A 20,099-nucleotide genomic window follows, 5' to 3' on the forward strand; every position below is an offset into this window, starting at 1 on the left:
TATATAATTTTTTCTAATGATAAAGTTGTTTCTTCTACAAACTACTGAAGGTAGAAATTCAAACGAGTTGAATTTCATTTTAATTTTTTTGTATTTCAACTATTATATATCATTAATCTTTGTTCCGTCGCAAGCTCCAAGTCACCGAAACTACTTATATATAATTTTTCCCTAAAGATAGAGTTGTTCTTCTTCAACACACTAAAGGTAGAAATTCAAACGAGTTGAATTTCATTTTAATTTTTTTGTATTTCAATTATTATATATCATTAATCTTTGTTCCGTCGCAAGCTCCAAGTCACCGAAACTACTTATATATAATTTTTCCCTAAAGATAGAGTTGTTCTTCTTTAAACCACTAAAGGTAAAAATTCAACGAGTTGAATTTCCTCCATCATTTTTTCATTCTTTAATTTTTATTAAAGAAAAATGTAGCTATAGGTAATTACCCATTACTTATAGTAAATTATAGTAACTTAGGCTTACATCATAACTACACTTTCTATCTTAATATAAAAATTCCAATTAAAAGGGGAAGGAATTTTCAATTGACAGTTTACAATTGTTGATGAAACTCAGGACCAGCCTGAGTTTCTTAAATTAAAGCTATTTATTTTCAGAAATTCAGCCATCTGAATTTCAACCTTAATTTTTCATTATTAATTTTTCATTCTTAATTATTCCACTGGGTCTTCGAATCCAAGCATTTCAGTGAATAAATATCCTGCTACGTATGATACTAAAACACCAATTAAGAATACTAATATCTTTCCATCTGCTATTAATAATGCTAGTGGTAATCCTGAAACTCCCATAGCTACTGCTCCAACTTTAAAGAATGCCATAACAGCTCCACCAACACCTGCTCCTAAACAAGCTCCAAGGAAAGGTTTACCTAAAGGTAATGTTATACCGTAAATTAGAGGTTCTCCAATTCCTAAGAATCCTGGTACTAGTCCGTTCTTAGCTGTTTTCTTTAATCTTTCATTCTTAGTTCTTCTAAGTACTGCAATAGTTGCTCCAACTTGAGCCATACCTGCTGTTGCTAGTATTGGAAGTAATACTGTATATCCTACATTTGCAATTAAGTCTGCATGTATTGGAGTTAATGCTTGGTGCATTCCAGTCATAACTAATGGTAGGAATAGAGCACCTGAAATAGTTCCTGAAAGAACTGAAATAATCATATTATCTGAAGCTATAGTTTGAGCTACAATTAATCCAATTGAATCTGATATAAATCCACCAACTGGTTGAAGTACAAATAATGCTGCTAAAACTGATATAGTTAAAGTTACTAATGGAGTAACAAATAAATCTAATACATCTGGCACAAATTTTCTACATGCCTTTTCAATATAAACTGATAAAACTACTACTAAAATAACTGAAATAATTCCGCCACGTCCTGGAGTTAATGCTTTACCGAAAATAGTAATGTTAGCTAATGCTGATGATGATAAGATTCCACCTAGAACCCCACCCATCATAGGCATTTCAGAACCAAATTCTTTAGCTGCATTTACACCAACTAATATTGAAAGAATTGAGAATACACCGTTACCTATAAGACCTATAATTTGTGCTGCTGTAGTTGTTTTGTAAGCATCACCAAATTGAACTCCACAAATATTATTAACTGCAAGTACTAATCCACATGCAACGAATAATGGAATTAATGGAATAAATACATTTCCTAATTTCTTTAATATATTTTTAAACTTAGTATCATTTTTTGCTTTTAATTTTTCTTTAGTTGCTTTAACAGCATCTTCACCAATAAGTACTTTTTTACCAACTAACTTACTAACTTCTGCTGTAACTTTATTTACTTTTCCGGGTCCATATATTACTTGAAGTTGTCCTTCTGCATTTACTACTCCTAGAGCACCTTCTGATTTCTTAATAGCCTCAATATCAGCCTTAGAATAATCAACAAGCTCCATTCTACAACGAGTCATGCAGTTAGCAACAGATTTTATATTATCCTTTCCACCAACTAATTCAACTAAGTTTTTAGCAATTTCTAAATTTGTCATAGCCTATTCCTCCATTTAATTTAGATTTAATTAAATATTTTTTAGCGCTTCCGCTATATAGCCCTTGCTATTTTCAAGAACTTTTCTAGCTTCTTCTTGTTCTAACTTTGAAAGAATCATAAATATTGAAAGTTTAACATCTGAATTTGTTTCTTCTAAATACTTCCCTGCTTCTTCTCTAGTTACTCCTGTTGCTTCGCAAACTATTCTCTTTGCTCTCTCAACAAGCTTTTCATTTGTTGCTCTTACATCAACCATTAAGTTTCCATATACCTTACCAAGCTTAATCATAGTTCCTGTTGATAACATATTTAAAACTAATTTTTGTGCAGTACCTGATTTTAATCTAGTAGAACCTGTTACAACTTCTGCTCCAACAACTGGTGCTATTGAAATTTTTGCCGTCTTTGAAACTTCTGAATCAGCGTTACAAGTAATAGATATAGTCATTGCTCCAATTTCATTTGCATATTCTAATCCACCTATTACATATGGTGTTCTTCCTGAAGCTGCTAGTCCAACAATAACATCATTTTCAGTTATATTCTTATTCTTTAAATCAGTAACAGCTAATTCTTTTGAATCTTCTGCTCCTTCTTTTGCTCTAAATATAGCTTCCTTACCGCCAGCAATTACACCTTGTACTAACTCTTCTGAAACTCCATAAGTTGGTGGACATTCTGAAGCATCTAAGATACCTAATCTTCCTGATGTTCCAGCACCAATGTATATTAGTCTTCCCCCCTTATGTAATCTTATAACAATTTCATCTATTGCTTCTGCAATTCTAGGTAATTCTGCTTCTACTGCTACTGCTACTTTTTTATCTTCATCATTTATCATTTTTACCATTTCTAATGTAGAAACCTTATCTATATTTAATGTGTTTTGATTTCTACTTTCAGTCGTTAACTTTTCTAAATCTATTTTCTTCATATAATACCTCCGAATTTAGTAAGCATGTAAACCGTTTACTACGATATTATAATAGCATATGTGAAATGATATTTCAATACCTTTCTTTAATAAAATTAATAGTATTTCATAATTTATGATTTTTTTTGACTTAACATTTCATATTTAGAGGTAATCATATTAATTGAAACGATTTATATACTATTTTATATGTTTTCCAATTTCAATATGTGAAATAAAATTTCACATATTATAAATCGATATAACCAATTGAAATAATTAAAAAAGATTAATGCTCCATTTACTAAAACATTAATCCTTTTAACTTCCTTAACTGCATTATTTAAGTTATGCAGTATTAAAATTTCTTTCATATATTGATTTTACAATATTCTAATATTACTATTTATTATGCATCTAATTAATTCTTTATTATGCATTCTCCAACTTAATTAAAATTACATATTTTCTATTTCATCATTAAATCTATCAATCAAACACTCTAAAAATGTAGCATATCTTTCACCTAGTACTCCATTTATTCTATCCCATGAAACTACCTTTTCAGTATCTACATCTATACAATATAGCCATTCATCACAACTTTCTACTACTATTAAATTATTTGGTAATCCATGATTTCTATATTCTAATGTTTTATCCTTAAAGACTGCTTTATTCATTTTTGATATACCTAGAATTTCTACTCCACCAATTCCTCCTTGCCCATAGTTTTTAGAAACCATCTATAATCGTTAGGTATATTAACTCCTAACTCCGTTATAGTACTTTCAATAATATCATCACTAGAAATTTTCCCCGTAAAAATCGCATCTTCTGAATACTCTTCTATTAATTTTTGTATCTCTTCCTTCATTATTTAAACCTCCATATATAATCTATTAATACCAATTATCTTTGTACATTTTATTTAAAGATAATTATATTTTTCAAGAAAACCTCTGGAACTAATCCAGAGGCTTTCAAATTGTAATATTATTAAATTATTCTATTAGTAACTTTTCTATAAATTCGCTAAATGAATTTGAAACAGAAAACATCCCTTCTCCATACTGATCTAATGCTAATTCATATGACCATATTATTACCTTAAGTAAGTTTTCTCTATCAGTTTCATAATATAAACATATATAATCTTCGTCCTCTGTTGTTGCTATTGGAATAACACCTTCTAACATTATATTTCTATATTCATTATATATTTGAATTATACTATCTTCTATCTCTTCGTCTAAACTCAGAAAATTTTTTATTACTTTATTTTCTTCTTCATCTAATAATATAATTTTTTTACCATTTATAGCATCTATATTATTTATGAAATCTATATACTCCTTAGGAAATTTTATATTTAATCTCTTTTCAATATCTAACATTAATTACCTCCTGTATATAATTGAAATTGTGAATTTCTATTAGTTTTTCCCGCTTTTGGACTTAAATTTATAAATACTCTATGTTGTCCTGTTGTTGTATCTGGAGTACTTATATTAAAATCATATTCTTTAACATACTTTATTACATTCTGTTCATCATTATATACAATAGAATCTGGATGTAACATAGTATCTTCTCTCAACTTTAAAATATCTATATCTTTTCCGAATTGAGTTTTCTTCTTTGTCGATATAACTTCAGGATTATATACATGTTTTTCGGCATGTATACTTATAGTATCTACTTTATCCATTCCTCCATTATATTTATAAAATTCCTCTGGTATAGAATTAGGATTACTTACCCCCTTGGGGCAGAGTCTATCTTTTCTATAAACCTAGTATTTTCAATACTTTACACTGTTTTTTAACTACATTTACTCACTTATCATTTTTTTCTGTTATACAGTGATTTTTAACATTAATTTCCTTTAATTTGCTAACTTTATTTTATAATGCAATTTCTCATATATCTACACTAGGCATTATATATTCAATTTTATCATTGCAAGAAAAAAGATTAATGCTCTATTTACTAAAACATTAACCTTTTAAAACCTTTTACTGCATTATTTAGATTATGCAGTAACTAATCCTTATATTTTATTTGTATTGCTATACTATATTAACTTTAATTATTATGAATTTAGTTATTATTTAATTTTATATCTAGTTTTATACTAATTGCTTATTTAATTTTTCTGCTTTATGCAACTCTCCTAGTAATGGATTATTATAATCATTATAGCTGTCCATATAAGCTCTTACCCCACCAATTATATTAATTTGATTTATATCTTTGTCATTTTTTAGAATATCTAATGCATTTATATATCTTTTGTATATCAGTTGCATTATACCACTATTAATTTCATCCTCATATTCCATTTCAAGTTTCTTTATCACAATTTCTATTTGTTCTAATAACGCTCTTTTTATATCCACTTCATTTTCCTCCTATCTACTTGGTACTTCTCTTATTTCTTTTATCCATTCTGATGACCATCCTTGTGGTAATAAAATTTGGTCACCATCACCTCCAAGTAATGCTCCAGTTTTAGTGTATTGTTTCTCAACTCTACCAATATTTATTGTTGTACCTTTAGGTACTTCTATAACTGCTTCATATTGTCTTGAATTTTTCCATTCTGGAACTAATGCAGTATTAATCTTTGCATTAATTCTATTTCCTGCTGGTGTAGTAGTTACGAAAGAACCATCAACTTTTGCTCCACCACCATAAGTTCTATAAAAAGTAATATTCTGCTCTGTTACAACTGTCCTATAATTTCCATCAGTAAATGACTCACCTATCCATTCTGGTAAATCTACCTTATCAATTACTTTTACCTTATCATCAATTATTGTTGAATATTTTCCATAGTCAGTAGCTTTACTAACCCCCTCAATAGGTTGAGAACAGCTCTTCATATTAGCCATATTATGTACTAATACTTGCTCTTCACCTACAAAGTAGTTATGATTTTCATCTATACTTAAATTATAGACATAACTTGGATAGTTATTCTTCTCTACATGTACTTCGTCAACTTCTAAGTATTCATTATTTTCACTATATAAATAGTCGCCTTTATCAATATTTACTGCTGCCGTCCACCATTTATCTTTTACTTTAAACAAATGGCCTGTCGTTGTTTTTATTATATCATTTCCAATCTTTATAATACAAATTTCACTACTACTTCTTATAAATACTTCTTTCACTTCTTTATATTCTTCTTGTCCATTTTCTTCATTTACAGTTAATACTTTCTCTCCAGCTTTTATATCTCTTATAAATGTAAGTCCACATTCTGTTTTTACTTTCGTTTCTCCTAAAAAGCATCCTGCCATAATGACTTCTCTGCTATCTGAATGTATATCCGTTTTATTTATATCAAATTCAAAATCATATCCTTTTTTATTCTTTATATAGTGCTTTCCATTTCCCATATCCATGGTTGTATCTAGCATTTTCTTTGCTGCATCTGGATCTTTTATAGCTTTTTCAGTAAATTCTTTGCCAGCCTTTTTACTTGCTTTTTGAGCTCCTTCTTTAGCAATTGCTCCACCTATATCTACAACTTCATCACCATACTTTAATAAGGCTGCCGCTTCGTCTGTATATTTTAAGAATTTAAAGGAATCCCCTACTAGTGGTATTATTGCAATTAGGGAAATTCCTACTGCAAGCCAGTCTCCCCTAAAGGCTGATATTACTGCATTTACTAAATCTGCTATATCTCCTACTACTGGAATAAACCCAACTATATCTAAAGCTCCTTGAACGAAATTTAATAATGTGTCGTACCACTCTGTAGTCTCTATTCCATTTGTATTGCAGTATTCTTTAACATCATTCTTAAACTTCTTTGCTAAGCTTTCATCTACCTCTTCTATATTTTCTATAAAAGATTTAAAGTTATTTATAAAATCTTGAAGTTTATCATAATCCCCATTTACCTCTCTTAATGCAGAGTTTATCCGATCGCTACCATTGCTAACACTCCCACCTTCTATAAGTGGGAGCTAAGCACTGCTACACGCCTGGATTAGTTCTTCTAATCTTCAGATGGAGTAGGGTATTCCTATTAAGAAAACTCCACCTGAAGATAAGAATCACTTTATATCACTAAGCATATTACTATTTCTACTATAATATCTGTTTAAAGAGCCAAGCTTCCTTTTTAAGCCCTCTAGGTCCTCTATCTCTCCATCAAGCTCCCTTAAGATTGGCATAAGATTATTTCTAATAAAGTACTTTGCAACTTCTGTATCCACCATTAATCTCTTACCTATTTCTCTAACCTCCTTATAAATTCAATTTTCACCCCTTTATCTTATATCTCACATTAACTTTCATTTTATATATACATTTTAACATAGTATTTACTTATTTTCCCATATAATTACTGAAAATTACTTCAATATATTTTCACAAAAAATAAACCCAGGTTTATCTGAGTAAAGAATTAGAACTTCTCTTTGAATCCATTTCTCTTATGGCCATCTATTTATATTTACTAAATATAGATATAAGATGCATGTATTTCATAAAATGCGTAGCATTTTATGAATGAAAGAATGAAAAAATTAAAAAATGAAAGAATACCTAAAAAAATCCTTACAGATTTTTCGAAGGAAATCTTTAAAACAAAAGAGGTTTTGCATTGCAAAACCTCTTCCTTCATTTTTTCATTCTTTCATTCTCTTAATTTTTTCATTTTAAAATGCTGCGCATTTTAAATCTTATGCGTTAAAGAATTCAGTAAATAACTTCACGCTATAAACATTATCTATTACAGTTGCAAGTTCTCTAATTGAGTGCATTGATAATAACGGTGCACCCATATCCATAACTGGAATAGTTAATAATGAAGATGTTATTGGACCTATAGTTGTTCCACCTCTAACATCTGATCTATTAAAGAACTTTTGATATGGAACATTTGCAGCACTGCAAAGCCCTTCAAATATTGCAGCATTGTAGCTATCTGTGCTATAGCTTCCAGATGCAGCTGTTTTTAAAACTGGTCCATTTCCTAGAACTGGTCTATTAGTTGGATCATGTTTTTCTTCAGCATTTGGATGAACTGCATGAGCTAAGTCTGCTGATATCATAATTGAATTAGCTAAAGCTCTATGTAATTCTTCTCTATTTTTTCCTAAAGCTAATGCTATTCTTTCTAATATATTTAATAGAAGTGCTGAATTTGCTCCTTGAGGAGTTAAGCTTCCTATTTCTTCATTATCCATACAAACCATAACCTTAGTTGACTTGTTAGATTTACTATCAATTAAAGCTTTTATCCCAGCATAAACCATCCACATATCGTCTAGTCTTCCAGCTGATATAAATTCTTCATTAATTCCAGTTAATGATCCTTTTTCTATTTCATATAATCCTAAATCAAAACCTAAGATGCTCTCTGCATCTACATTTAATTCTTTAGCTATAGCATTTACTAAATAATTGTTTTTCTCAAACTTTTCATTTATTAATGATAATAAAGGTAAAGTATCTTTTTGCTTATTAACTGCAAAACCTTCATTTACAGATCTATTCATATGAATTGCAACACTTGGGATAATTAATAAAGGCTTATTAATATTTACAAGTTTTACTTCTGGTTTTAAAGGTGATTTTCCCCTTAAAGAAACCTTACCAGCTATACCTAATGGCCTATCAAACCAAGTATATAAAATAGGTCCACCATAAACTTCAGTGTTAAGTTTTAAGTACTTTCCTTCAGAAACCATTTCAGGATTTGCTTTAATTCTAAATCCAGGTGAATCTGTATGTGCTCCTATAAGCTTAAATCCATCTTCTTCCAACTCTCCGTTACCTACAGTGAACGCTATAAGAGCTGAGTCATTTTTTATAACATAATACTTACCATCTTTTTGTAAGTTCCACTTATCATTTTCTTTTACTTCAGTAAATCCATTTAAATCTAATCTTTCTTTTACAGTCTTTACAGAATGATATGCTGTTGGACTATTGTATAAGAAATCAATTAAATCTAAAGCTAATTCTTTTTCCATCGTTTTCCTCCTAAAAATAAAAATATTAATAAATATATTATACCATAACAAGTATAATATATTGGCACAATTAACAAATAGCGAATAAAATTTAATAATTTATAATTAAACTTTTAATCTACTTAACTTAACTAAAATAATGCTCTTTCACTAGAAATCTAGTATAATTGATATTAATATATTTTTGTCTCATAATAATATTAACCATATAAATTATTAATTGAAACTATGATTTATTGTATAATATGTTTATGTGTAAAAGATTTATATTTTATAGATGTTTATGTAATAATTTTTGAAATACTAAAATAGATAGGAGTGATTGAATGATTTCAAAATTTCTAGTTAATACTTTTGTGAAAAATAATGAGAACATTAAAGATCCTAAGGTTCGTAGTGCTTATGGAAACTTAGGTGGAGTAGTTGGAATTGTAATTAATTTTATATTATTTTTAATTAAATTCTTTGTAGGGATGTTTGTTGGATCTATAGCTATATCTGCAGATGCATTCAATAATTTATCCGATGCTGGATCCTCAGTTATTACAATAATAGGATTTAAAATGGCTAATAAACCAGCCGATGCTGAACATCCTTTTGGACATGGTAGAATTGAATATTTATCTGCACTTATAGTTGCATTTTTAGTAATGCTAGTTGGAGTTCAATTTATTAAGTCCTCTGTTGAGAGAATCTTAAATCCAACGGTGGTAACTTTTGAATTAGTTCCTTTTATACTTTTACTAATATCAATAGGTTTTAAAGTTTGGTTATCTACTTTTAATAAATATATCGGAAATAAAATAAATTCATCAGCATTAAAGGCTGCTGCAGCAGATTCTTTAGGGGATGTATTTACTTCAAGTACAGTTGTAATAGCTTTTCTAGCTTCTAAGTTTACAACTCTACCACTAGATGGATATATTGGTGTTTTTGTAGCTCTTGCAATACTTTATGCAGGTTTTGGTTTAGTAAAGGAAACACTCAATCCACTGTTAGGAGAAGCTCCAGATCCTGAACTTGTAAATGATATATGTGAAAAGGTACTTTCTTATCCACTTATTTCAGGAGTTCATGATTTAATAGTTCATAACTATGGACCAGGAAGAATTATTGCTTCATTACATGCTGAAATACCTTCTGATATAGATATAATGGAAATTCATAATACAATAGATATCGCAGAAAGAGAAGTTTCTAGAGATTTAAACATACATTTAGTAATTCATATGGACCCAATTTGCGTTATAACAGATGAAATAAAAGAAACTTGGGACTATGTAGAAACAGTATTAAGAAGATATCCTGAAATTAAGTCAATGCATGATTTTAGAATAGTTGGTGAAGGAGATATTAAAAACTTAATTTTTGATATAGTAGTGTCACCATCTTCTTCAAAAAATGCTAAAAAACAAGATAAGATGCTTGAAGATATCAAAAACTCAATTAGAGCAGAGCATCCACAATATAACTGCGTTATAACTTTAGATTATGACTACATGTAAAATACAAAAACGAACTATTTATTCCCAATTAAAAAAGGGCTGTTTTTTATAACAGTCCTTTTTTAATTTATCTTTTTTTCTTTATAATCTAACTACATAGACTATCTTTTAATTTTAACTCTACCTATGAATTACTAAATTAATCTACACCTAATAATTCTCTTATTTGAGTTTTATATACATCGGCCTTAGCCCCATAAATAATTTGTACACCATCGTTAACTTTAACTAATCCACTAGCTCCAAGTTTTTTCCACAATGCACTATCTCCAACTATTTCTTTATCCTTAACTTTAACTCTTAAACGAGTAAAACATGCATCAACATTAATTATATTATCTTTTCCGCCTAATCCGTCTATTATACAATCAACTATTTCATCTTTACTTACTGCTACTTCAGTATTTGTTCCATCACTTACTTCATCATCTTCTCTACCTGGAGTTTTATAATTAAATTTTAGTATCATAAATTTAAATGTGAAATAGTATAAAAAGAAGAAAATCACCCCTAAAATAGGAACCCAAATCCAATTTGATCCCTTATCTGATTGCATAACCCCATTAAATATTGTACTTAAGAATGGTCCACCAAATGCTGCTGTACCTGGAATATTTACTTCTAATAAGTAAGTTAATAAATATGCTACCCCTGAGAATATTGAATGTACTACAAATAGCATTGGTGCCACAAATAAGAAAGCATATTCAATTGGTTCTGTAATCCCTGTGAAGAATGCTGGAATTGCAGCTGCAAGTATTAATCCCTTAACAAACTTTTTCTTTTCTGGCTTTGCTGTTTTATACATTGCAAGGCCACCACCAACTAATCCAAAGGAAGAAATTATTATCTTACCATTCATTAAGAATCTACTAATATCAATATTAAACATTTCAGTTGGTGAAGCTAATTGAGCTTGATAAATATTCACGGCTCCTTCTACAACGTTTCCATCGATGACCATAGATCCCCCTAAATTAGTAAAGAAGAATGGTAAATAAGTAAAGTGATGTAATCCAAATGGTAATAAAGCACGTTCTGTTAAACCATATATTACACTTCCAAATGCACCTGTTGCATTTATTATTTCACTTAATGAAGTTAATGCTCCTTGAATAAATGGCCATATACCTGACATTATAAATCCTAATATTATTGAGCATAATAATGAGATCATTGGAACAAACTTTGTACCACTAAATATTCCTAATACTGGTGGTAGTGAAATATTATAATATTTATTATGTAAGAAAGCCACCATAAAACCAACTATTATACCGCCAAATACTCCAACATCTAATGATGGAATACCCATTACCATTGATTGTCCAGTTGCCATATTGCTTGGATCTAATTTTCCTAAGTGTATAAGTAATGTACTCATAACATTATGCATAGTAACAAATGAAATAACTGCTGCTAATGCGGCTATCCCCTTTTCCTTTTTTGCATATCCAATTGCAATTGATATAGCAAATATTATTGGTAAAAAACCAAATACAGAATTACCTGCTGACTTACATAAATTTAAAAATAACTTTACGTAATCATTTTCAAGAAATGGCATCATTTGCACTACACTTTTACTTGTAAATGCAGCTCCAATACCCAATAAAATCCCTGCTATAGGTAGTAACATAACTGGAGTCATTAAAACTTTTCCTAATTGCTGAAAAGCAGTGAAATATTTTGAGTTTTTCATATTATCTTTCTCCTTCATAGTCATAGCTTTTTAATAGTAACCATAGATTTTTAACTAACTTTAGAAATTTTACTTAAAGTTTAAGTCATAAGAATTGTATTAAACCTATATTATTAATACTAACTAAATAGTTGTATTAATTAGCATATTCAGTTTAACACAATTCCTAAATCATTCTAATAATTTAATTCTTCATTCAAATTATTTAAATTCTGGCCAATATTCCTTATTAGCATCAATTAATTCATCTAAAACTTTTCTTGCTTTATGAGCATCAACAATTGTTCTATTTAACGTTAATGCTTGTAAAGCTTTTTCATATGATCCTTCATAATAAGCATCTACAGTAAGTTTTTCATATGCTAATTGAGCTTCCATTAATCCCTTATAGAATGTACCAATCTTACCAACTCCAAGAGGTCTAGGTCCATTAGCTGTTAATACTGCAGCAACCTCTACCATTGCATCATCTTGAATATTAGCTATTGTTCCGTTATTTTCTACTATTACAATGAATATTTTACCTTGATTATATGCTATTGATTCTGCCACTTGAATCATAAATTCACTATGTGCATCATTATGAACCATATGACATTCTTTTGTTGTTCCAGCTTCAACAATCCTTCTACATTCTTCAAATACACGTTTTTCTCTTCCATCCATAACTTCATTAGCTCTTGTATATTCAGGGTTTAACTTCTTAACCTTATAGTCAGGATATAAATAATATTGAAGGTATGTATTTGGTAAATAATCTGTGAAATCATCACACATATCTTTAACCATTCCATAAGTATCTAACCATGACTGATCTCTTTGCTCTGCATCTACTGGTAAGAATCCTCTTTCCTTTATTAATGCTTTAAGTTCTGGAACTAAATCTTTACCTTCTGAATCATATAAATTAGTAAACCATCCAAAGTGATTTAATCCAAAGTAAACTGGCTCAAAATCCTTTGAATCTCTTCCTAATATTCTTCCATATGATCTTAAAAGATTTACTGGTTGATCACATATGTTTAATATCTTTTTATCCTCTGGAAATTCTCTTCTTAATGCTTCTGCAACTATTGCTGCTGGATTAGTATAATTTAATATCCAAGCATCCTTTGAATATGTTCTTATATCATTAATAGTTTTTATCATATCTCTAATAGATCTTAATCCGTAAGCAAATCCACCTGCTCCACAAGTTTCTTGTCCAATTAATCCCATGCTTAGAGGAATTTTTTCATCCTTTTCCCTCATTTCGTATCCACCAGTTCTCATTTGCATAAATACAAAATCAACATCATTATAAGCTTCCTCAACCTTAGTTGTATATGTAAAATCTAACTCTGGATACTCTTCGCTAAATAATACTTTTGCAAACTCTCCTATAACAGCTTGTCTTTCTTCATTTATATCAAATAAAACTAATTTATTTACAGGGAATCTTTCCTTTAGCTTACATAATGTTTGTAATAGACCTGGTGTCCAAGTACTTCCCCCACCAACTAATGTTACATTAAACTTTTTCATATATATCGCTCCTTTAAATTAAATATTTCTATTTTTATTGTTTCGAATTCCTGCTACATGTATTATTATAATAATATAAAATAGTTTGTGAATATGTTTACAGGCTTTATCAATTTTATTCATAAGTTGAAAGTTTTTCATAACCTGAAACTTTTTTCACATTGACAGTAATACTAGCTTTGGAGGCTTTATAATGGATTTTTATAATATGATAACTGATAATACAGAAAAACTTAATAAGACTGATTTGACAATTTTAGATTTTTGTTTAAAGAATCCTAAATTAATTAAAAATATTAAAATTAATGATTTAGCAGATAAGCTCTTCACTTCGCCAGCATCAATTGTTAGATTCACCAAGAAACTTGGATTTGCTGGATTTGCAGAATTTAAAGCTTCTCTTTCACTAAACATAAAAAACACTGATGATAGGTTTAACAACAATCTTACATCAGACTCTCCAAACCTTTTTAATGACATAAATAAGTCTATTGAACTTGTGAATGAGAATATTATTGAAGAAATTATAGATATATTACATAAATCTAATAGAATAGAATTTTTTGGTGAGGGCTCCTCAAGACTTGTTTGTTCTGAAGTAGCAAAAAAATTTAGAACAATTGGAAAAATAGCTTTTAACTATGATGATAGCAGCATGATGTATATAGCAGCTGCTTCAGCTACTGAGAATGATACTATTTTTGCTGTATCCCTTTCTGGTGAAACTAAACAGGTTATTAAAGCTTTAAGTATAGCAAAAACTAATGGTGCTAAAATTATCTCCTTAACAGATATCAGCAACAACTCTCAAAGTAAAATTGCTGATAAATCACTTTTTATAACATCAACTTCCTTTAATAAAAATGATATTAGCATTCGCTCAAGAATTCAAGCACTTATATTAGCTGAATATGTATTTTATAGATATTTAGAAAAATATCTATAAACTTTAATTATAATACCATCTTATTTCTTATAAGATTTTCTCTCCCCAAGAAGTCAGATAACAATTTATAATTAATCTTATTTATTTTTAAAACTCCATTAGGAGTTTTTTTCATTATTACAATCATCTCTCTACTTGCTACTTTTCCATAAATTTTTATCTTTTAACTTTTATCTTTTACCTCTTACATTTTACCGTTTATCTTTTATCGCTTAATAAATTTTCTAAAAACCTAGCATTAATATTATTTCCTGATTCAGTATAAGCAAGTAAGCATGCTCCAATATCTGGTGATAATATTGGTTCTACTAATTCAACATTATATCCTTTTAACATATTATTTAATGGATTAAGTATTAAATCTCCACTTTTAAATACTCCACCTGAATATGAGACTCTAACCAGATCATTACTATAATTTTTTAATAAGGCTTTAATCATTTCTACAAGTTCAACAGCTGCTTCGTTAAATATAGCTATAGCTCCTTCATCTCCTAGTTTAGCTGCTTCTGAAGATATCTTAGCAAGCTTCGCTATTTCCATTCTATCTCCTTTTATCTTATCATTTACATATGAAATTATTTCAGCATCCCTAGTTAAACCTAAATTAGTTTTTATCATCTCATATAATGGTCCCTTTTCTATACGTCCATCGCTTTCTTTACTAAATAACTCTATAGTTTTCTTTCCTATCCAGTATGCAGAAGCTTCATCCCCCACAGAGTATCCCCAGCCTCCACACCTTATTATTTCATTATTTCTCAAAGCTAATGCTATAGAGCCTGTTCCAGCTACAATATTAATTCCATCTTCTCCTGCTAAGGCACCAGCTATTGCAACCCTTACATCACTGCTTAAATTATACTTAACTCCACTAAAAACTTTATCTACTACTTCCAATATTCCTTCAGCAATTTCTTTTACAATTCCATATCCAGCAAGTCCTAAATGCACCCTTTCAATATCCTTTTTAAATATATTACTATTATTTATTGTTTCCTCTAATCCTTCTTTAAGAAGCTTTTCCAAGTTCCCAAATCCTATTTGAGTAGGGTGCGAAGACCCTTTAATAACTTTATTTATAACTTTTCCTGTCTCATTAATTAAGGTAAAACAAGTTTTAGTTCCACCACCATCAACACCTAAAAAGTACATAGATACCTCCCTATTTAGCCAAGTTAAAATTAAATTTTTGCCATGGTCTAATATAATCTAATATAAATATTTCCTCTTCCCTAATATGACCTACAACATTTGATTTTCCACTATTTCTCATATCACTTAATGCAATTTGTAGTTCTCCAGCATAATGGCCATATTCGCTACTTTCAATTACTACATCCCCTCTTTTTATTATTTCAGGAGCATTAAATAATTTAAAATTATGACCCTTATACTTAACTCTACTTTGAGTAGATCTAATTAAATTGTCTGAGAAATCTCCTCTATTAAAGTGTTTTTCTTCAAATAATATATTTTTCTCTATTTCAGGAACTCCATCTGCAAGATGTAAATCAAATGTTACCATATCCTTTCTCATCGAGCCTAAACTTTTCATTTCATCTTCACTTGGATAACAATTAGAAATTATAATATCATTTATATTTCCTAATGATATAAGATGCTTTGCTTGTACTTCTATTGGTAAGTTTCTATGAATCTCTAAAGTTGATAATCCATCTGTTACCGGCCAAGGTCCGAAAGTACTTTCATTTTGACTAGTTATAAAAGCAGCTGTTCTAAGTCCAAATTTATTAAATCTCTCTGTACACTTCATAAAATGATTAAAATTTAATCCGCTATATCTATGTGGATAGAAATTGTGACAAGCTATAAGATTATCTTTATTTGGCATATAATCTATTATTGTATCTATATAATTAGTATTATTACTCATATTAATTTCAATCTTTAATTCCTCATCATTATAAGTCATTAAAGACTCCTCTGATCCTGTAAAGCCCATATCTAACCTTAAACCATCTGCTCCAATTTCCTTGAAAAAGCTTAAATCCTTATAACTAATACCTAATTCATTGAAAACTCTAGGACTTACATCAACTATGATTTCAAAGTCTCTTTCTTTAGCATAGTCATTTATATTCTTAAACTTATTTTTTATATTTTCTCTAGTATCATTCACAGAAAGTAAGCATGAAAATATTCTACTAAAGCCATACTTACTTGCCATATCTATATAATTAAAAATTAATTCTTCAGTTGTCTTTTCTGGATATATTGATATCCCTAGTTTCCCCATAAAATTCACCTCATATTTTAAATGGGGCTGTTTGTGCGACAGCCCCTTTAAATTTTCTTATTATAGATTTTTGCTTCCAATTTCCACTAAATTTTCAGTTAAAGTTTCGCCTTGCTCTTCTCTTAATAGCTTTTTATCATACATCTTAACAAACGGATAGTATATTGCTACTGATATTAATATACAAATTATATTTAATACTGCTGCCTTCCAATCTCCACCTGTTGCCATATAAGCTCCTATTGGTCCTGGTAATGTCCAAGGTGCTGTTACTATAACTCTCGATACTAATCCCATTGATGTAACAATCCAAGCTAGAGTTCCCGTTACTAATGGAGTAATTATAAATGGAATAATTAATGTTGGGTTTAATACTACTGGAGCACCAAATATAATTGGTTCATTAATATTAAATATCCCTGGTACTAAAGCAACTCTTCCTAATTGTTTACCATAGCTAGATTTAGCGAATAATGCTAAGGATATAACTAAACCTATGGTAGCTCCTGATCCCCCAATCCAAATAAACCATTGGAAGAAAGGTTCTGCCGCTATTGCTTTTAAAGGTTCTCCTGCAGCTGCAGCAGTTGAGTTTTGCTCTAATAATACTAACCATAATGGTCTTGCTATAGATCCAACTATTGATACTCCATGAATACCAAAGGACCAGAAGAAGGTTACTAAAATTATCAGTATCCAAACACTAGGTAATGTATCTGTAGCGGATACTAATGGTGTTACTAATTTACCTACAAATCCATGCCAGTCAAATTTTAAATAGTATGTTATTGAACCTATTAATAAAACTATAATTGCAGCAGGTGTTAATGCTTCAAAACTTCTTGCAACTGATGCCGGAACTTGTTCAGGCATTGAAATCTTAAACCCACTCTTATTAGTAAATCTAAATATTTCAACTGCTAGTATTGATACTATAATACCAACGAACATTCCACCACCACCCATATTTCCCATAGGCATTTGGAATCCTTGAGGTATACCCTCATACCATTTTAATAAATCTGGACTTCCCTTTACTATTTCTAATAATTCTGGTGTTAATGCTGAGATACTCTTTGGAACAAGAGTTAAGAAAAAAGCTGCCGCTGATAATGTTCCACCGGTAACTCCATCTAACTTATAGGATCTAGCCAAACTATAACCTATCCCCCAACAAGCATAAATAGTCATAATGTACATTGTCATTCTAAATGGTAATACAATTGTATTTGCATTAGCTTTTAGAGTTTTATAAATCCCCCAACTTTCTGGTACTGGTGGATTTGCAATAATTAAGAAAATTGATCCAACAATAATTAATGGTAATGTAGCTATAATACCGTCACGCACAGCACGTAAATGTCGTTGCTCTGCAAGCTTTGCCATAGGTGTAGATAATTTTTTGTCTAAGAAATCAGCAAAACTATTCATAATAAAATTCCTCCTTTAAATAATATTAAAATAAATTATAATTATATAGAAACTTACATAAGCTTATTTACTTTCTGCAAGTTCTTTAACTTGTTTAAATAGCTTTGATCCTCCTAAAGGACTATAAGCTCTAGGCTCTATTAAAGCACATGGGACATTAGCCGCATCTGCATATTCCTTTAAATAATCAAAACGATGTCTAACTTGTGGTGCTACCATTGCTACGTCATAACCTTCTTTAACTTCTTCTTCAAACTCTTGTGTACTTACAGCATTAACTTCCATTTCTACGCCTTGCTTTTCAGCTTCCTTTTTTAAAGCGTTTACAGCTATAGCACTAGACATTCCTTGAGAACAAACAAATAATACTTTCATACTAATCCCTCCAAAAATTTAATATCTTTAATATAATTTAATATAAACGTTTACTTTAGAATCAAATAAAAAAATTTAGATATCTCCATAAATAGGACATTATTCCAAATGAAACTCCAAAAAATAAATAGCTTAACCAAAAGCCTTTACATATTCCCTTTTTACTTTCAATAAAATATCTTGCATAAGCTATTGCCAAACTCGTTATAAAAGTATTTCCAATCATGATACTGAAATTATAACTTACTCCAAATATACTTAAGAAGGCTGGGAAAATAATAGTTCCTGTTACAGCCCCAAATATAATTATTAAAGCACTTTTATATCCAAAAGTCGGTATATTATAGTCTGTCCTTTTCGCTTGTAACTCACTTACTGGAGAAGCTTTTCTCATAAACTTAACACCTCCTTTAATTAATTTAATTATCTTTCTGCTAGCTTCTTATGAAGCTTTATAATATGTTCTATTAAAGTCTTTGCTTCAATAGCTGTCATTAAATGATCTTGAGCATGTACAAATAGTACTGATACTTCTGTTTTTTCTCCTCTTGCTTCTGCTTGAATTATACTTGTTTGTATCTTATGAGCTTCTTTCAGACACTCATCTGCTTCTTTTAATAATTCCTCAGCCTTTTCAAAATCTCCATTTTCAGCTGACTCTAAAGCTTCATATGCTAATCCCTTTGCGGTTCCACCTTGACTTATTATTTCAAAGATTATTACTTCCATATTATCTACCATAGTTTTTACCTCCTAATATCTTTATAAATAAATATTTCCAAAATTATTTTATATTTCTATTATATACACATTATTTTTTTATTTCAATATTTTTAAAATATTTTGAAATTTCGTTTTATAAAGCCTGTTTTTTTATTATTTCCATATTTTTACGATGATTATTCTATAATATTTAATATAAAAGTTATCAATTATGTAAAATAATGATATTTTATTAATTATCCAAAAAAGTTTTTATACAATCCTTTTAGAAAATTATAGTTATATTAGACTCTTGTAAATAAATTTAATTCATTTATCTTTCTTTTGTATTAACTTAGTGTCATCTAGTAATTTTTACAAAATAAAAAATAAGCAACCTATTAGTGGCCATCAATCAAAATTGAAGGTCATAATAAGATGCTTATTTTCTTATGTAGTATATTCTTCTATTTAACTTTCCTCGTCCGCTCTATATTCTAAAATATCACCAGGCTGACAATCTAAAGCCTTACAAATAGCTTCTAATGTAGAAAATCTAACTGCCTTTGCTTTTCCATTTTTTAATATAGAAAGATTAGCCATTGTTATACCAACTCTTTCAGAAAGTTCTGTTACACTCATTTTTCTTTTTGCTAACATTACATCAACATTCACTATAATCGCCATATCACTTCACC

General features: G+C 29.4%; 21 protein-coding genes. 2 read left to right on the top strand and 19 right to left on the bottom strand.

Annotated features, from left to right (window positions below; genetic code table 11):
- Positions 1–677: 677 nt before the first annotated feature.
- The 10 genes from GPX08_RS16200 to GPX08_RS16245 form a co-directional block, all read right to left on the bottom strand.
- Positions 678–2,039, bottom strand: a complete 1,362-nt coding sequence (locus GPX08_RS16200) for a PTS sugar transporter subunit IIC (RefSeq protein ID WP_156627850.1) — start codon at positions 2,037–2,039, stop codon at positions 678–680.
- 30 nt (positions 2,040–2,069) lie between these two features.
- On the bottom strand, positions 2,070–2,975 hold the full coding sequence (gene murQ / locus GPX08_RS16205; RefSeq protein ID WP_156627851.1) for an N-acetylmuramic acid 6-phosphate etherase: 906 nt from the start codon (positions 2,973–2,975) through the stop codon (positions 2,070–2,072).
- 437 nt (positions 2,976–3,412) lie between these two features.
- Positions 3,413–3,700 (bottom strand): hypothetical protein, encoded by a 288-nt coding sequence (locus tag GPX08_RS16210; RefSeq protein WP_156627852.1) that lies wholly within the window; start codon positions 3,698–3,700, stop codon positions 3,413–3,415.
- Positions 3,658–3,831 carry a hypothetical protein gene (locus tag GPX08_RS16215; RefSeq protein WP_156627853.1) on the bottom strand — a complete coding sequence of 58 codons (174 nt, stop codon included), beginning with the start codon at positions 3,829–3,831 and terminating at the stop codon, positions 3,658–3,660. The genes GPX08_RS16210 and GPX08_RS16215 overlap by 43 nt, the downstream gene beginning before the upstream one ends.
- Before the next feature lie 127 nt (positions 3,832–3,958).
- Positions 3,959–4,351 (bottom strand): hypothetical protein, encoded by a 393-nt coding sequence (locus GPX08_RS16220; RefSeq protein ID WP_156627854.1) that lies wholly within the window; start codon positions 4,349–4,351, stop codon positions 3,959–3,961.
- Positions 4,351–4,665 carry a hypothetical protein gene (locus GPX08_RS16225; protein ID WP_156627855.1) on the bottom strand — a complete coding sequence of 105 codons (315 nt, stop codon included), beginning with the start codon at positions 4,663–4,665 and terminating at the stop codon, positions 4,351–4,353. The genes GPX08_RS16220 and GPX08_RS16225 overlap by 1 nt, the downstream gene beginning before the upstream one ends.
- Before the next feature lie 421 nt (positions 4,666–5,086).
- Complete coding sequence (locus tag GPX08_RS16230; protein WP_156627856.1) at positions 5,087–5,356, bottom strand: hypothetical protein; 270 nt, start codon at positions 5,354–5,356, stop codon at positions 5,087–5,089.
- 12 nt (positions 5,357–5,368) lie between these two features.
- Positions 5,369–6,385, bottom strand: a complete 1,017-nt coding sequence (locus tag GPX08_RS16235) for a hypothetical protein (RefSeq protein WP_156627857.1) — start codon at positions 6,383–6,385, stop codon at positions 5,369–5,371.
- Between the two features lie 645 nt (positions 6,386–7,030).
- Positions 7,031–7,195, bottom strand: coding sequence for a hypothetical protein (locus GPX08_RS16240; protein ID WP_156627858.1), 165 nt, complete (start codon positions 7,193–7,195; stop codon positions 7,031–7,033).
- A gap of 465 nt (positions 7,196–7,660) precedes the next feature.
- Complete coding sequence (locus GPX08_RS16245; RefSeq protein ID WP_156627859.1) at positions 7,661–8,956, bottom strand: M18 family aminopeptidase; 1,296 nt, start codon at positions 8,954–8,956, stop codon at positions 7,661–7,663.
- Between the two features lie 326 nt (positions 8,957–9,282).
- On the opposite strand from GPX08_RS16245, the gene GPX08_RS16250 reads away from it, so the two are divergent.
- Positions 9,283–10,461, top strand: a complete 1,179-nt coding sequence (locus GPX08_RS16250; RefSeq protein ID WP_156627860.1) for a cation diffusion facilitator family transporter — start codon at positions 9,283–9,285, stop codon at positions 10,459–10,461.
- 139 nt (positions 10,462–10,600) lie between these two features.
- Here the strand turns inward: GPX08_RS16250 and GPX08_RS16255 are convergent, their stop codons facing one another.
- The gene (locus GPX08_RS16255; RefSeq protein ID WP_156627861.1) at positions 10,601–12,163 is read right to left on the bottom strand and encodes a PTS glucose transporter subunit IIB; all 1,563 of its coding nucleotides are present in this window, start codon (positions 12,161–12,163) and stop codon (positions 10,601–10,603) included.
- Positions 12,164–12,364: 201 nt separating this feature from the next.
- Complete coding sequence (locus GPX08_RS16260; RefSeq protein ID WP_156627862.1) at positions 12,365–13,687, bottom strand: 6-phospho-alpha-glucosidase; 1,323 nt, start codon at positions 13,685–13,687, stop codon at positions 12,365–12,367.
- Positions 13,688–13,880: 193 nt separating this feature from the next.
- On the opposite strand from GPX08_RS16260, the gene GPX08_RS16265 reads away from it, so the two are divergent.
- On the top strand, positions 13,881–14,633 hold the full coding sequence (locus tag GPX08_RS16265; RefSeq protein WP_156627863.1) for an SIS domain-containing protein: 753 nt from the start codon (positions 13,881–13,883) through the stop codon (positions 14,631–14,633).
- A 198-nt stretch (positions 14,634–14,831) separates the two neighbouring features.
- Here the strand turns inward: GPX08_RS16265 and GPX08_RS16270 are convergent, their stop codons facing one another.
- From GPX08_RS16270 to GPX08_RS16300, 7 genes are all read right to left on the bottom strand, one after another.
- On the bottom strand, positions 14,832–15,788 hold the full coding sequence (locus tag GPX08_RS16270) for an acyl-CoA reductase (protein ID WP_156627864.1): 957 nt from the start codon (positions 15,786–15,788) through the stop codon (positions 14,832–14,834).
- Positions 15,789–15,798: 10 nt separating this feature from the next.
- On the bottom strand, positions 15,799–16,893 hold the full coding sequence (locus GPX08_RS16275) for a DUF871 family protein (RefSeq protein WP_156627865.1): 1,095 nt from the start codon (positions 16,891–16,893) through the stop codon (positions 15,799–15,801).
- Between the two features lie 60 nt (positions 16,894–16,953).
- A complete protein-coding gene (locus tag GPX08_RS16280; RefSeq protein WP_156627866.1) occupies positions 16,954–18,324 on the bottom strand; it encodes a PTS sugar transporter subunit IIC in 1,371 nt (456 codons plus the stop codon).
- A gap of 63 nt (positions 18,325–18,387) precedes the next feature.
- The gene (locus tag GPX08_RS16285; RefSeq protein WP_156627867.1) at positions 18,388–18,699 is read right to left on the bottom strand and encodes a PTS sugar transporter subunit IIB; all 312 of its coding nucleotides are present in this window, start codon (positions 18,697–18,699) and stop codon (positions 18,388–18,390) included.
- A 61-nt stretch (positions 18,700–18,760) separates the two neighbouring features.
- Positions 18,761–19,093: a hypothetical protein gene (locus GPX08_RS16290; protein WP_156627868.1), complete on the bottom strand. Its 333-nt coding sequence runs from the start codon at positions 19,091–19,093 to the stop codon at positions 18,761–18,763.
- 29 nt (positions 19,094–19,122) lie between these two features.
- Positions 19,123–19,440: a PTS lactose/cellobiose transporter subunit IIA gene (locus tag GPX08_RS16295; RefSeq protein ID WP_156627869.1), complete on the bottom strand. Its 318-nt coding sequence runs from the start codon at positions 19,438–19,440 to the stop codon at positions 19,123–19,125.
- A gap of 432 nt (positions 19,441–19,872) precedes the next feature.
- A complete protein-coding gene (locus tag GPX08_RS16300) occupies positions 19,873–20,088 on the bottom strand; it encodes a helix-turn-helix domain-containing protein (protein WP_156627870.1) in 216 nt (71 codons plus the stop codon).
- Positions 20,089–20,099: the final 11 nt, after the last annotated feature.

It is taken from the genome of Clostridium tertium, from assembly GCF_902652255.1.
Taxonomy (GTDB): Bacteria; Bacillota; Clostridia; order Clostridiales; family Clostridiaceae; genus Clostridium; species Clostridium tertium_A.